This is a genomic window from Streptomyces sp. NPDC057307, assembly GCF_042667665.1.
GTDB lineage: Bacteria > Actinomycetota > Actinomycetes > Streptomycetales > Streptomycetaceae > Streptomyces.
Genome location: NZ_JBHUZM010000010.1, coordinates 25,370 through 37,572, shown reverse-complemented (window position 1 = coordinate 37,572; position 12,203 = coordinate 25,370). Strand labels below are relative to the sequence as shown.

The window sequence follows — 12,203 nt, the reverse complement described above, 5'->3', positions numbered from 1 at the left end:
GTTCAGCTTTCGGAGCCGACGACGGCGGTGACGCGGATCTCCACGCGCATGGCGGCGAGGCCGAGGACCGTGACGCCGGTCTCGGTCCAGATCGGCGCGCGGCCGGCGAGTCGGCGGCGGAACTGCTCGGCCATGACCGTGTTGTGGTCGTCGCCGATGACGTCATCTCCCGGTGCGACCTTGTGGTACGAGTTGACGTGGATCACGTCCTGCCATGTCGCCCCGACCGTGGCGAGCGTGCGCTCCACGTTGTCGAAGGCCTGGATGATCTCGGCTTCCAGCGAGTCGGGGATGACCAGGTCGTCATCCACCCCGGCCTGGCCGGAGATCTCGACCCGGTCGTCGACGCGGACGGCCCCGCTGTAGCCGAGTGCCGCGTGCAGCTTCTCGCCGTAGCCCGGAACGATGCCGAAGGTGACGCTGCTCATGATGCTTCCTCTTCCTGTCCACAGGGGTGCGTTTCCTCTTCCATGAGTTCACGCGTAAAGTGACAGTATCAAGCGATGACTTCAAGCGCAAAGTGATGGCGGCTTCGCCGGGACAGGAAGAACCATGAGCGGCACGGGCGAACATGAACAGGAACACGAGGGCGACGAGGAGCCGCGCTGGCTCGACGAGCAGGAGAAAGCGGCGTGGACGGGGCTGATCTCCCTTGTCCTGCTGCTGCCCGCCAAGCTGGAGTCGCCGCTGCGGCAGGAACACGGCCTCACTCTGTTCGAGTACCTCGTGCTCAGCCACCTCTCCGAGGCGCCGCGGCGCAAGCTGCGGATGGGGGAGCTGGCCTTCCTCGCCAGCGGGTCGCTCTCCCGCCTGTCCAACGTCGTCAAACGCTGTGAACAGCGCGGCTGGGTCGTACGGACACCCGACCCGGCCGACGGCCGCTACACCCTCGCCGAACTCACCGACGCCGGCTACGACATCGTGCACCTGGCGGCGCCCACACACCTGCGCGCCGTACGCCGCACCGTCCTCGACTCGCTCAACACGACCGACCAGAAGGCCCTCGCTCGCATCGCGCAGAAGCTCCGCATCGTCCCCGACGACTTCGGCTGACAGCATCGCCCGGACCGGCTCGTACTCCTCTACGCGAGATCCGTGACCGTCACGCCCCGCAGCTCGCGGTGGAGACGGGACGCGAGCAGGCCCGGGTGGCGGGGCTTGCTGTACGGGAAGAGCGCGTCGTTCTCGGAGGCGAGCCAGCCGTGGTCGGTGAGGCGGTAGAGGGTGCCGGAGGCTCCGTAGAGGTGGGGTTTTCGTACGCGGAGTACGGCGTGCTCGGTGCGGCGCAGGAACGGGCACTGGCGCAGGGACAGTTGGACGTGTGCGGTGCACAGGGGTGGCATGGAGGTGATGGACCTCTCCGGCCAGGTGGGTGGTGAGTCCTCGCGTCGCCAGTCGATGAACAGCCAGCCGTGCCTGTCACGGTCGGCGGGCCCCGCGCAGATCTGACACAACATCCTTTCCATGCAGGTGCGTTGACGGGCCGGGTGCATGGAGTCGTAGAGGATCCTGCCGGGTTCGGTGGGTTCTTCCATGCGGATCCACAGGTTGCCGTGGCTGTCGCGGTCGCCGGGCCGGGGGTGTTTGTACGCGAGGCGGGGACCCTTCGCCGTGAACTCGACGCTCAACTCGGCCTTGCGCGGGCCCTTGTCGGTGCTGCGCGCGGCGACGTACGGGGTGGCGGGCGGCACCGTCACGCCTCCTTGTCGGCCGCGAGGCAGGCGGGGCAGTTCACGGCGCGCAGCCACACGTCCGTCACACCGTCGGGGTCGCCCACCCCGCACACCGCCTGGCGCCTGTGTTCGTCAAGTACCCGCAGCCTGTGCACGGTTCGTACGTCGTCCCCGACCGTGCCGGCGACGGTGTCCGGTGCGTTGTTGGTCATGGCTCTCACGCCTCTGTGTAGTCGTTCCACTACCAAGGGCGCTCAGCGTGACCTAGAGTTGGGCTTCCTTCAACTAGCTGTGACCGAAGGAAGGGAAGGGCGACGCGTGGTCAATCGCAAGGAGTTGAACCCGGACAGCTCGCCGAGGGCGGCCTTCGGTGCCCGTATTCGGCGGTTCCGGGAGGATCGTGGGTGGAGCCAGGAAGCCCTTGCCGGGCACTTGTCATATTCCAGCCAGCATATTTCCGCGGTGGAAACTGGTCGGAAACCGCCGACCCTTCCCTTCGCGCGTGAACTGGACCGCGCCTTCGGCGCCGTTGATTCCGCGGATTCGTTCGAGCGCGAATGGCGGGACATCCGGCACGGATCGCTGCTGGAGGGCTTTCCGGAGTACGTGGGGCATGAGGGCCGGGCGGCGGAGATTCGGTTGTTCGAGATCGGGATCATTCCCGGTCTGTTGCAGACGCCCGCGTACGCCAGCGCCTTGGCGGGCGGTGATGTACACCGAGGCACCATCACGGCCGATCAGGCTGCCGAACGTGTCGCGGTGCTCGCGGAACGACAAGCGACGCTGGTACGGCGCCGACCCCCTACGCTCCTTGTGGTGATGGACGAGAGCTGTATTCGCCGTCCGGTCGGTGGCCCCGAAGTCATGGGCGAGCAGCTTGAACGCCTCGTGGCGTTCGCTGCGTTGCCGAACACCGTGCTCCAGATCGCCCCGTATGACATTGGCGAACGACGGCCGTTCAACTTGCCGCTCTACATTCTGACGCTGTCGGACCGTACCGTGATGGCATACGCGGAGTCCCAGATTCAGGGGCACTTGGACCGTCAATCCGCCTTCGTGCTCCCTGCGTTGGCGGACTACCATCAGTTGCAGGCCGAGTCCCTGTCGCAGGCAGAATCCGTGGCCATGATCAATGAGGTACGAAAGGGCATTCCGTGACGACCGAGTCCCCCCGTTGGTTCACGTCTTCCTACAGCTCCAACGGCGGCGCGTGCGTCGAGGTCGCCGCCAACCTTGCCGCCGTGCGCGGCATCGTTCCCGTCCGTGACTCCAAGGTCTTGAGCGGTCCGGTCCTCGACCTCCCCGTCAACTCCTTCGCCGCCTTCGTCGCCGGCGTCAAGGCCGGAGAGTTGGGCACCCCGTGACGACCACGACCGAGTCCCCCCGTTGGTTTACGTCCTCGTACAGCAACAACGGCGGCGACTGCGTCGAGGTCGCCGCCAACCTCATGGCGACACGCGGCATCGTCCCCGTCCGTGACTCCAAGAACCCGACCGGGCCGGTACTGGGCTTCGCGCCCGGCTCGTTCGCCGCCTTCGTCGCCGGCGTCAAGTCCGGCGCCGTATGACCTAGGCCAGTGACGTCAGGATCTCGATCAGCGCCGTGGTGGCCGGCGGGTCCGGCGGGTTGCCGTAGGTGGCGGCGTAGATCCGGCGGGCGTTGCCGGGGAGCTGGGTGGTGTGGATGCCCGGCGCCCGGTGTGCGCGCAGCGCGAGCCCGTTGAGGATGGCGACTCCCAGTCCGGCGGCCACCAGCGACTGGGCGACGACCGTGTCGTCGCACGAGTAGGCGATACGCGGGACGAAGCCGGCGCGCTCGCACGCGGCGACCGTCGCGGCCCGGCAGCGTTCGCAGCCGCCGACCCAGGCGGAGTCTCGGTGGTCCTCCAGGCGCGGGCGGGGCCGGTCGCCGACGAGGTGGAGGGGGTCGTCCAGCAGGTGGATGAGCCGGACTCCCTCCTCTTCCAGCGGGGTGTCGGCGTGCCGGAAGATCAGGGCGATGTCGACGTGCCCGGCCCGCAGCATCTTCAGCCCCTCGGCCGGGTGGGCGTCGACGAGGTTCAACTCGATTCCCGGGTGCGTCCGGGACAGCTCGGTGGCCGCTCTCGGTACGAGGGTGCTGAGGACGGTCTGGAAACCCGCGAGCCGTACCCGTCCGGCGCGGAGCCCCACGTGGGCGGCCAGTTCGACGGACGCGGCGTTCACCCGCCCCAGGATCTCCGTCGCCCGTTGCGCCAGCAGCTCTCCTTCGGGGGTGAGCCGGATCCCGCGGCCCACTCGCTGGAGGAGCTTGGCCCCGGTGGCTGTCTCCAGTCGCCCCAGGTGATGGCTGACCGACGGCTGGGAGTAGTGCAGCTCCTTCGCGGCTTCGGTCACCGATCCATGGCGGGCGACCGCCTCCAGCACCTTGAGCTGCGTCAGGTTCAGCATAAATTAAGTTTATCTATGGGACGCGGGGTGAACTGGCATTGGACGTCATGACATCGCGGCGGCCATCATCGCTTCATCGCCCATGGCCGGGCTCGTCCGACGCAGCCCGGCCGACCGAAGGAATGGAGTCGCCAGCCATGTCACTCGCCCGCGTCCACAACTTCTCCGTCTCGCTCGACGGCTTCGGCACCGGTGAGGGGCTGAGCCAGGACGCGCCGTTCGGCCACGCCGGCGAACGGCTCCACGAGTGGATGTTCGCCACCGGGTTCTGGCACGAGATGACCGGCCAGGCCGGGGGGAACGGCGGGCTCGACGACGCGTTCGCGCGGCGGTTCGCTCCCGGGATCGGTGCCGAGATCATGGGGGCCGGGAAGTTCGGATATCCCGGCTGGCAGGACGATCCGGACTTCAAGGGCTGGTGGGGGCCCAACCCGCCGTTCCACACGCCCGTCTTCGTCCTCACCCATCACCCGCGCCCGTCGGTCGAGATGGAGGGCGGCACGACGTTCCACTTCATCGACACCTCGCCCGCCGAGGCGCTCGCGGCGGCCCGTGAGGCCGCGGGCGGCCAGGACGTACGTATCGGAGGAGGACCCACCCTCGTCCGGGAGTTCCTCGCCGCCGGGCTCATCGACCATATGCACGTCGTGGTGGTCCCGATCCTGCTCGGCCGGGGCGAACGCCTCTGGGACGGGACGGAGGGCCTGGAGAAGGACTACGACATCGAGAGCGCCTCCTCGCCCAGCGGGGTCACGCATGTGACGTTCACTCGTAAGGGGCAGTGAACCGCCCACACCCACGGGCCCGGCGCGACCCGCGACTCCCCGGCGGGGGCCTCTGAGAGACTGTCGGGGATGACCGGAACCGTACCCACCTCGCCCCTTCGCGCCCGCGCCGTGATCGATCTCGGCGCGCTCCGTGGCAACGTCCGAGCCCTGCGGGCCGGCCTCGCGCCCGGTGCCGATCTCATGGCCGTCGTGAAGTCCGACGCGTACGGGCACGGCGCGCTGCCCTGCGCGCGCGCCGCCCTCGACGCCGGGGCGGCCTGGCTCGGGACCGCGACGCCGCACGAGGCCCTCGCGCTGCGCGCCGCCGGGATCACCGCCCCGATCCTGTGCTGGCTGTGGACCCCCGGCGACCCCTGGCGCGCCGGCATCGAGGCCGGTCTCGACATGTCCGTGTCCGCGATGTGGGCCCTGCGCGAGGTGACCGGGGCCGCGCGGGAGGCCGGGCGGCCCGCGCGGATCCAGCTCAAGGCGGACACCGGGCTCGGCCGCAACGGCTGCCAGCCAGCCGACTGGCCCGAACTCGTCGCCGCCGCCCGCGCCGCCGAGGCCGCGGGCACCGTCCGTGTCACCGGTCTCTGGTCGCACTTCGCCTGCGCGGACGAGCCGGGCCACCCCTCGATCACCGCGCAGCTCGACGTGTTCGACGAGCTGATCGCGTACGCCGAGAAGGCGGGCATCGAGCCCGAGGTCCGGCACATCGCGAACTCCGCCGCCGCCCTCACCCTCCCCGAGTCGCACTTCGATCTCGTACGGTCCGGCATCGCGGTCTACGGCATCTCGCCCAGCGCCGAGCTGGGCACCTCGCGGGAGTTGGGGCTGCGGCCCGTCATGACGCTCGCCGCGTCCGTCGCGCTGGTGAAGCGCGTCCCCGAGGGCCACGGTGTCAGTTACGGCCACACCTACCGCACCGCCGCCGAGACGACCCTCGGCCTGATCCCCCTCGGGTACGCGGACGGCGTCCCGCGCCACGCCTCGGGCCGGGGCCCCGTGCTCGTCGGCGGGACGGTACGGCGGGTGGCGGGGCGGGTCGCCATGGACCAGTTCGTCGTGGACCTCGGGGCGGGGCCGGACGCCGACGCCGTCCAAGAAGGCGCGCCCGCCGTCCTGTTCGGGCCCGGCGACGACGGCGGGCCGACCGCCGCCGACTGGGCGGAGGCGGCCGGCACCATCGCGTACGAGATCGTCACCCGCATCGGTCCCCGCGTTCCCCGCGTCTATACGGACGGCGTGGATGGGCATGAAGAGCGTGTCGGCGGAGACGGACGAGGAGCGGGACGTTGAGCGAGAACACCGCAGGGGACATCACGTCGGCCGTCGGCGGCGGCAACTGGCGGCTGGCCGGTATCGCCGGGACGGCGATAGGCGTGATCGCCGCCGGGGCCGCCGCGGGCGTCGCCATCGAGCGGCTGACCGTCGGCCGCGGCATGCGCAAGAAGGCCCGGCTCGCACTCGACTCGACGGGGCCGTACGGCGCCCTGCGCGGCACCCCCGGCAAGGCGGTCGCCGACGACGGCACCGAGCTGTACTTCGAGGTCGACGACGTCGACCCGGAGACCGGCGCCGGCACCCCGCGCCGCCGCCGGCTCTTCGGACGCAAGGCCCCCGCGCCCGTCACCGTCGTCTTCAGCCACGGCTACTGCCTCAACCAGGACTCCTGGCACTTCCAGCGCGCCGCGCTGCGCGGTCTGGTGCGGACCGTCTTCTGGGACCAGCGCAGCCACGGCCGGTCAGCCCGGGGCGTCGCACAGCAGGGCCCGGACGGGGTGGCCGTCTCGATCGACCAGCTCGGCCGCGACCTCCGGGCGGTCATCGAGGAGGCCGCGCCCGAGGGGCCGCTCGTCCTCGTCGGCCACTCCATGGGCGGCATGACGATGATGGCCCTCGCGGGCCACTGCCCCGAACTCGTACGGGACCGGGTCGTCGGCGCCGCGTTCGTCGGCTCCTCCAGCGGGAAGCTCGGCGAGGTCAGCTTCGGGCTGCCGGTGGCGGGCGTGAACGCCGTACGCCGCGTACTGCCCGGTGTCCTGAAGGCTCTCGGCTCGCAGACCGAACTGGTCGAGCGGGGGCGGCGGGCCACCGCCGATCTCTTCGCCGGGCTGATCAAGCGCTACTCGTTCAGTTCGAAGGACGTGGACCCGGCCGTCGCGCGGTTCGCCGAGCGGCTGATCGAGGGGACGCCGATCGACGTGGTGGCGGAGTTCTACCCGGCGTTCACCGAGCACGACGAGTCGGACGCGCTGCCGGTCTTCATGGAGGTGCCGGTGCTGGTGGTGGCGGGGGACCGCGACCTCATCACGCCCAGCTCGCACAGCGAGGCCATCGCGGACCTGCTGCCGGACTCCGAGCTGGTGATCGTGCCGGACGCGGGCCATCTGGTGATGCTGGAGCACCCGGAGGTGGTCACGGACCGGCTCGCCGACCTGCTGGTACGGGTCGGCGCCGTCCCGGCAGCCACTAACGTGGGTTCGTATGGAAGCACCGCACAGCCCGGCAGCTGAGCCCCGTACCGCCGTCACCGCCCGCGTCACCGTCGACTCACCCGAACGGATGAGTGAGCTGGGCCGGAGACTCGCCGGTCTGCTGCGCCCCGGCGACCTGGTGATGCTCACGGGCGAACTCGGCGCCGGCAAGACGACGCTGACGCGGGGCCTGGGCGCCGGGCTCGGCGTACGCGGCGCGGTCACGTCGCCGACCTTCGTCATCGCACGGGTGCACCCCTCGCTGACCTCGGGCCCGCCGCTCGTGCACGTGGACGCGTACCGGCTCGGCGGCGGTCTCGACGAGATGGAGGATCTCGACCTCGACGTGTCGCTGCCGGATTCGGTGGTGGTCGTGGAGTGGGGCGACGGCAAGGTCGAGGAACTGTCGGACGACCGGCTGCACGTGGTGATCGACCGTGCCGTGGGGGCGGTGGACCCGCTCACCGTGGACGAGGACGACCGGCGCGTGGTCACCCTCACCGGGATCGGCACGCGCTGGGCCGACGTGGACCTGGCCTCGCTCGTCTGAGCCTTCGCCGGTCACAGCTCTCATCAGCCCGAGTCGTCGCCCGCCGGGGCGCCCTCCGGGGCGCTCGTCGGGGCTCTCGCCGGGGCCCTCGCCGACCTGAGCGTCCGTGCTTTCCGACAAGACGTCGGTAAACTCTTGCATGTGGCGTGCGGCGCGTGGTCACATGGTAAACGAGATTTGGTTAGGTCTACCTAACCAAGCTTGCCCCCGGAGCCTCAGGAGGCATCCATGCCGGCATCAGAGAGCACCGAAACGCGACCGTCGGAGCCGACGGTCGCGTCTCCCGATCCGTCGTCCGTGTCGATGAGCGATCTGCTGGCGTCCTGCGCGGCGGCGAGCGCCGTATCGACCCCGCCGGCCGCGCCCGTCGCCGAGAACCGCGGGACCGCCACCGGTCAGGCCGACGAAGCCGCCGCGTAACGTCACAGCCAGGCGTTACGGGACGACGACGACCTTCGAGCCGATCGTCGCGAACGTCCACATCGCGTCGCCGTCCTCCGGTGTCATCCGGACGCCGCCCGTCTTCAGATTCGGGTCGGGGCTCGCCATCGTCCCGTCGACCGCGGCGCTGAACCCGATCGCGACCTGGTTCACGCTGGCGAACCGCACCACGTGCTCGATGTCGACCCCGTCCGATCCCGTGATCTTCCCGGACCGCGACGTGACCTGATACGTGCCGGGCGGCGGGCTCACCGTGCTCGGCATGACCTCGAAACTCCGCGGCTTCTCCGCCGCCTTGCCCACCAGCCACACACGCTTGGCGTCCAGCGCGTAGACGACGCGCTGACCGCTGCCCGACTCCGCGGGCACCGCGTGCGCGTCCTTCTTCTTCTCCTTGGGCGCGGCGGAGGCGGAGGCCGACGAGCCGGGCTTCTTGGGTGAAGCGAGCTGGTCCGGCACGTTCGCCGACGCCTGGTACGCGAGGAAACCGACGGCGGCAACGGCCAACGCGGTGAGCCCGGCCACGAATCCCGAGCTGCTCCTGGACACCTTGATCCACCTCTCGTACGTACGTATGCGTGGTGACGTTAGCAGCAGGCGGTAGAGGGGACGGGGCGCCGTGCCCGGCCCCGGGGCCCCTCCGGGGAGCCGTAGGCTGTTTGCGTGCTCCTGCTCGCCGTTGATACCGCCACGCCCGCCGTCACCGTCGCCCTCCACGACGGTGTCTCCGTCCTCGCCGCCGAGAGCCAGGTCGACGCACGCCGGCACGGGGAGCTGCTGCTGCCCGCCGTCGACCGCGTGTTCGCCGAGGCCGGCCTCGCGCTCGGCGCCGTCACGGACCTGGTCGTCGGCGTGGGCCCCGGCCCGTACACCGGACTGCGCGTCGGCCTCGTCACGGCCGCGGCCTTCGGCTCGACGCTGGGGGTGCCGGTCCACGGGCTGTGCACGCTGGACGGGCTCGCGTACGCCGCCGGGCTCGACGAGCCCTTCGTGGTGGCGACGGACGCCCGCCGCAAGGAGGTCTACTGGGCGCGGTACGCGGACTCCCGTACGCGGCTGACCGAGCCCGCGGTCGACCGGCCCGCCGACATCGCGGCGGAGCTGGCGGGGCTGCCGGTCGTGGGAGCGGGCGGAGTGCTCTACCCGGAGGCGTTCCCGGACGCCCGCACGCCCGAGCACCAGTCGGCCGCCGCGCTCGCCTCCCTCGCGGCGGAGAGACTCGCGGCGGGGAGACTCGCGGCGGGGAGACTCGCGGCGGGCGGCGCCGACGGGTTCCTGCCGGCGCTGCCGCTCTATCTGCGGCGACCCGACGCGCAGGTGCCCAAGAACTACAAGGTGGTCACGCCGAAGTGACCGAAGTGACCGACGAGACCGACGCGAGTGGTGTGACGCTGCGCGAGATGCGCTGGTGGGACATCGAGTCCGCGCTCGCGCTCGAATACGAGCTGTTCCCCGAGGACGCCTGGTCACCGGGCATGTTCTGGTCCGAACTGGCCCACGCGCGCGGCCCGGCCGCCACCCGCCGCTACGTGGTCGCCGTGACCGGCGACGGCCGGATCGTCGGCTACGCCGGACTCGCCGCCGCCGGCGGCCTCGGCGACGTACAGACCATCGCCGCCGCCCGCGACCACTGGGGGACCGGGCTCGGCTCGCGGCTGCTCACCGATCTTCTCCAGCACGCCACCGCCTTCGAGTGCGAGGAGGTGCTGCTGGAGGTACGGGTGGACAACCCCCGTGCGCAGAAGCTGTACGAGCGGTTCGGGTTCGAGCCCGTCGGCTTCCGCCGGGGCTACTACCAGCCGGGCAACGTCGACGCCCTCGTCATGCGGCTGTCCATGCACGACGAGCGGCGGCCACCGAACCGCCCGCCGAACCGCCCGCCGAATCAACAAGGAACAGAGATCCATGGCTGACGAACCTCTCGTCCTCGGCATCGAGACCTCGTGCGACGAGACGGGCGTGGGCATCGTCCGCGGTACGACGCTGCTCGCCGACGCCATCGCCTCCAGCGTCGACGAGCACGCCCGCTTCGGCGGCGTCGTGCCCGAGGTCGCCTCCCGCGCGCACCTGGAGGCCATGGTGCCCACGGTCGAGCGCGCGCTGAAGGAGGCCGGGGTCAGCGCCCGCGACCTGGACGGGATCGCGGTCACGGCCGGGCCCGGACTGGCCGGCGCGCTGCTGGTCGGGGTGTCGGCGGCGAAGGCGTACGCGTACGCGCTCGGCAAGCCGCTCTACGGCGTCAACCACCTCGCCTCGCACATCTGCGTCGACCAGCTTGAGCACGGGCCGCTGCCCGAGCCGACGATGGCGCTGCTGGTCAGCGGCGGGCACTCGTCGCTGCTGCTCGCGCCGGACATCACCGCCGACGTACGGCCGATGGGCGCGACCATCGACGACGCGGCGGGCGAGGCGTTCGACAAGATCGCGCGCGTCCTCCAACTGGGCTTCCCCGGCGGCCCGGTGATCGACCGGCTCGCGCGCGAGGGCGACCCGGCGGCGATCGCCTTCCCGCGCGGACTGACCGGTCCGCGCGACGCGCCGTACGACTTCTCCTTCTCCGGTCTCAAGACGTCCGTCGCCCGCTGGATCGAGGCGAAGCGCGCGGCCCGTGAGGACGTGCCCGTCCGGGATGTGGCCGCGTCCTTCCAGGAGGCCGTGGTGGACGTGCTGACGCGAAAGGCGGTGCGCGCCTGCAAGGACGAGGGCGTGGACCATCTGATGATCGGCGGCGGCGTCGCGGCCAACTCCCGGCTGCGCGCGCTGGCCGCCGAACGGTGCGAGCGGGCGGGCATCCGGCTGCGGGTGCCCCGGCCGGGACTCTGCACGGACAACGGCGCGATGGTCGCCGCGCTCGGCGCCGAGATGGTGGCGCGGAACCGGCCCGCGTCGGACTGGGACCTGTCGGCGGACTCCTCGCTGCCGGTGACGGAGACGCATGTGCCCGGGCACTTCCCGACGCATGATCACGTGCACGAGGTCAGTAAGGACAACCTCTACTCATGACCGTCGCCCTGATGTGGGAGGCCAAAGCCGCGCCCGGCCGGGGCGCCGAGCTGCTGGCGTGGGTCAGGGCGCGGGCTCTCGCCCCGGCCCCGCACCGCCGCGAGACGCTGACCGCGCCCGGCGGCCGGGTACTGGTGATGACCTGGTGGGACGCCTCGTACGACGCGGAACTGCCCGAGATCCCGGAGCCGGCCGACGAGCTGGTGGCGCGCGCGGTGCACCGCTGGCGGTTCGAGACGGCGGACTGACCTGGGCGCGCGGGGAGCGCGGCCCACGAGCCGCGCAACCCGGCCGACGTTCCTGGCCACAGGACCCGCGGACCGCTCGCGGAAAACTTCTCGAAGAAAAATCGCGGCGTGTGTCGATCCGGGACCGGCCCGTTCGACGCAAGGGTGAGAGGCGGGAAACAGCCCCGCACACCACCCACCGCACATCGCGCACCGAGGAGTCACCATGCCGCGTTTCATGACACTCATCCACCTGGACGAGGCCAACCAGCCCACCGAGGGCCACAGCGCCGAACTGGGCGAACGGATGGGCAAGCTGGCCCAGGAGATGGAGAAGGCCGGCGCCATGCTGGAGACGGGCGGGCTGCACCCGTCCGCCGAGGGCACCCGGGTGACCTGGTCGGGCGGGAAGCTGTCGGTCACCGACGGGCCGTTCACCGAGTCCAAGGAGGTCATCGGCGGGTACTCGATCGTCCAGGCGAAGACGCAGGCCGAGGCCGTCGAGTGGGCCAAGCGGTTCCTCCAGATCCACGAGGACTACTGGACCCTGACCGCCGAGACCCGCCAGATCGCCGAATAGGCCGAACAGGCCGAGCCGGGCCCGCCCCGCATCCCCCCGCGATCCGTTTGCCG

The 12,203-nt window shown here is 71.0% G+C and carries 19 protein-coding genes; 14 read left to right on the top strand and 5 right to left on the bottom strand.

Going from position 1 to position 12,203, the window contains the following annotated elements; all coding sequences use genetic code 11:
* Nucleotides 1-2: 2 nt before the first annotated feature.
* Nucleotides 3-428 carry a Rid family hydrolase gene (locus ACFUN8_RS06470; RefSeq protein ID WP_383632376.1) on the bottom strand — a complete coding sequence of 142 codons (426 nt, stop codon included), beginning with the start codon at nt 426-428 and terminating at the stop codon, nt 3-5.
* 124 nt (nt 429-552) lie between these two features.
* On the opposite strand from ACFUN8_RS06470, the gene ACFUN8_RS06465 reads away from it, so the two are divergent.
* On the top strand, nt 553-1,053 hold the full coding sequence (locus tag ACFUN8_RS06465; RefSeq protein ID WP_383632373.1) for a MarR family winged helix-turn-helix transcriptional regulator: 501 nt from the start codon (nt 553-555) through the stop codon (nt 1,051-1,053).
* Between the two features lie 29 nt (nt 1,054-1,082).
* Here the strand turns inward: ACFUN8_RS06465 and ACFUN8_RS06460 are convergent, their stop codons facing one another.
* Both ACFUN8_RS06460 and ACFUN8_RS06455 read right to left on the bottom strand, forming a co-directional pair.
* On the bottom strand, nt 1,083-1,697 hold the full coding sequence (locus ACFUN8_RS06460) for a hypothetical protein (RefSeq protein WP_383632370.1): 615 nt from the start codon (nt 1,695-1,697) through the stop codon (nt 1,083-1,085).
* Entirely contained in the window at nt 1,694-1,885 is a 192-nt protein-coding gene (locus ACFUN8_RS06455; protein ID WP_383632367.1) for a hypothetical protein, read from the bottom strand. Before ACFUN8_RS06455 ends, ACFUN8_RS06460 begins: the two co-directional genes overlap by 4 nt.
* 106 nt (nt 1,886-1,991) lie before the next feature.
* On the opposite strand from ACFUN8_RS06455, the gene ACFUN8_RS06450 reads away from it, so the two are divergent.
* From ACFUN8_RS06450 to ACFUN8_RS06440, 3 genes are read left to right on the top strand one after another with little or no spacing between them, the layout of a single operon-like run.
* On the top strand, nt 1,992-2,831 hold the full coding sequence (locus ACFUN8_RS06450; RefSeq protein ID WP_383632364.1) for a Scr1 family TA system antitoxin-like transcriptional regulator: 840 nt from the start codon (nt 1,992-1,994) through the stop codon (nt 2,829-2,831).
* A complete protein-coding gene (locus ACFUN8_RS06445; protein ID WP_383632361.1) occupies nt 2,828-3,037 on the top strand; it encodes a DUF397 domain-containing protein in 210 nt (69 codons plus the stop codon). The genes ACFUN8_RS06450 and ACFUN8_RS06445 overlap by 4 nt, the downstream gene beginning before the upstream one ends.
* The gene (locus ACFUN8_RS06440) at nt 3,034-3,240 is read left to right on the top strand and encodes a DUF397 domain-containing protein (protein ID WP_383632358.1); all 207 of its coding nucleotides are present in this window, start codon (nt 3,034-3,036) and stop codon (nt 3,238-3,240) included. The genes ACFUN8_RS06445 and ACFUN8_RS06440 overlap by 4 nt, the downstream gene beginning before the upstream one ends.
* Nucleotide 3,241: 1 nt before the next feature.
* Here ACFUN8_RS06440 and ACFUN8_RS06435 read toward each other — a convergent pair whose 3' ends face one another.
* Nucleotides 3,242-4,102 carry a LysR family transcriptional regulator gene (locus tag ACFUN8_RS06435; protein WP_383632355.1) on the bottom strand — a complete coding sequence of 287 codons (861 nt, stop codon included), beginning with the start codon at nt 4,100-4,102 and terminating at the stop codon, nt 3,242-3,244.
* A 137-nt stretch (nt 4,103-4,239) separates the two neighbouring features.
* On the opposite strand from ACFUN8_RS06435, the gene ACFUN8_RS06430 reads away from it, so the two are divergent.
* The 5 genes from ACFUN8_RS06430 (at nt 4,240) to ACFUN8_RS06410 (ending at nt 8,319) form a co-directional block, all read left to right on the top strand.
* Nucleotides 4,240-4,887, top strand: a complete 648-nt coding sequence (locus ACFUN8_RS06430; protein ID WP_383632352.1) for a dihydrofolate reductase family protein — start codon at nt 4,240-4,242, stop codon at nt 4,885-4,887.
* A 69-nt stretch (nt 4,888-4,956) separates the two neighbouring features.
* Entirely contained in the window at nt 4,957-6,171 is a 1,215-nt protein-coding gene (alr, locus tag ACFUN8_RS06425) for an alanine racemase (protein WP_383632349.1), read from the top strand.
* The gene (locus ACFUN8_RS06420; RefSeq protein ID WP_383632346.1) at nt 6,168-7,388 is read left to right on the top strand and encodes an alpha/beta fold hydrolase; all 1,221 of its coding nucleotides are present in this window, start codon (nt 6,168-6,170) and stop codon (nt 7,386-7,388) included. Before alr ends, ACFUN8_RS06420 begins: the two co-directional genes overlap by 4 nt.
* Nucleotides 7,360-7,899 (top strand): tRNA (adenosine(37)-N6)-threonylcarbamoyltransferase complex ATPase subunit type 1 TsaE, encoded by a 540-nt coding sequence (gene tsaE, locus ACFUN8_RS06415; RefSeq protein WP_383632343.1) that lies wholly within the window; start codon nt 7,360-7,362, stop codon nt 7,897-7,899. The genes ACFUN8_RS06420 and tsaE overlap by 29 nt, the downstream gene beginning before the upstream one ends.
* 228 nt (nt 7,900-8,127) lie before the next feature.
* Nucleotides 8,128-8,319: a hypothetical protein gene (locus ACFUN8_RS06410; RefSeq protein WP_383632340.1), complete on the top strand. Its 192-nt coding sequence runs from the start codon at nt 8,128-8,130 to the stop codon at nt 8,317-8,319.
* Between the two features lie 15 nt (nt 8,320-8,334).
* Here the strand turns inward: ACFUN8_RS06410 and ACFUN8_RS06405 are convergent, their stop codons facing one another.
* A complete protein-coding gene (locus tag ACFUN8_RS06405) occupies nt 8,335-8,889 on the bottom strand; it encodes a hypothetical protein (RefSeq protein ID WP_383632337.1) in 555 nt (184 codons plus the stop codon).
* A gap of 114 nt (nt 8,890-9,003) precedes the next feature.
* Between ACFUN8_RS06405 and tsaB the strand changes: the two genes are divergently transcribed.
* The 5 genes from tsaB to ACFUN8_RS06380 all read left to right on the top strand — a co-directional run bounded on the left by tsaB (nt 9,004) and on the right by ACFUN8_RS06380 (nt 12,150).
* Nucleotides 9,004-9,693 (top strand): tRNA (adenosine(37)-N6)-threonylcarbamoyltransferase complex dimerization subunit type 1 TsaB, encoded by a 690-nt coding sequence (tsaB, locus tag ACFUN8_RS06400; protein ID WP_383632334.1) that lies wholly within the window; start codon nt 9,004-9,006, stop codon nt 9,691-9,693.
* Nucleotides 9,694-9,740: 47 nt separating this feature from the next.
* Entirely contained in the window at nt 9,741-10,253 is a 513-nt protein-coding gene (gene rimI / locus ACFUN8_RS06395; protein WP_383632526.1) for a ribosomal protein S18-alanine N-acetyltransferase, read from the top strand.
* Nucleotides 10,246-11,343, top strand: coding sequence for a tRNA (adenosine(37)-N6)-threonylcarbamoyltransferase complex transferase subunit TsaD (gene tsaD, locus ACFUN8_RS06390; RefSeq protein ID WP_383632331.1), 1,098 nt, complete (start codon nt 10,246-10,248; stop codon nt 11,341-11,343). The genes rimI and tsaD overlap by 8 nt, the downstream gene beginning before the upstream one ends.
* Nucleotides 11,340-11,591 (top strand): hypothetical protein, encoded by a 252-nt coding sequence (locus ACFUN8_RS06385; RefSeq protein ID WP_383632328.1) that lies wholly within the window; start codon nt 11,340-11,342, stop codon nt 11,589-11,591. The genes tsaD and ACFUN8_RS06385 overlap by 4 nt, the downstream gene beginning before the upstream one ends.
* Nucleotides 11,592-11,796: 205 nt before the next feature.
* On the top strand, nt 11,797-12,150 hold the full coding sequence (locus tag ACFUN8_RS06380) for a YciI family protein (protein WP_383632325.1): 354 nt from the start codon (nt 11,797-11,799) through the stop codon (nt 12,148-12,150).
* Nucleotides 12,151-12,203: the final 53 nt, after the last annotated feature.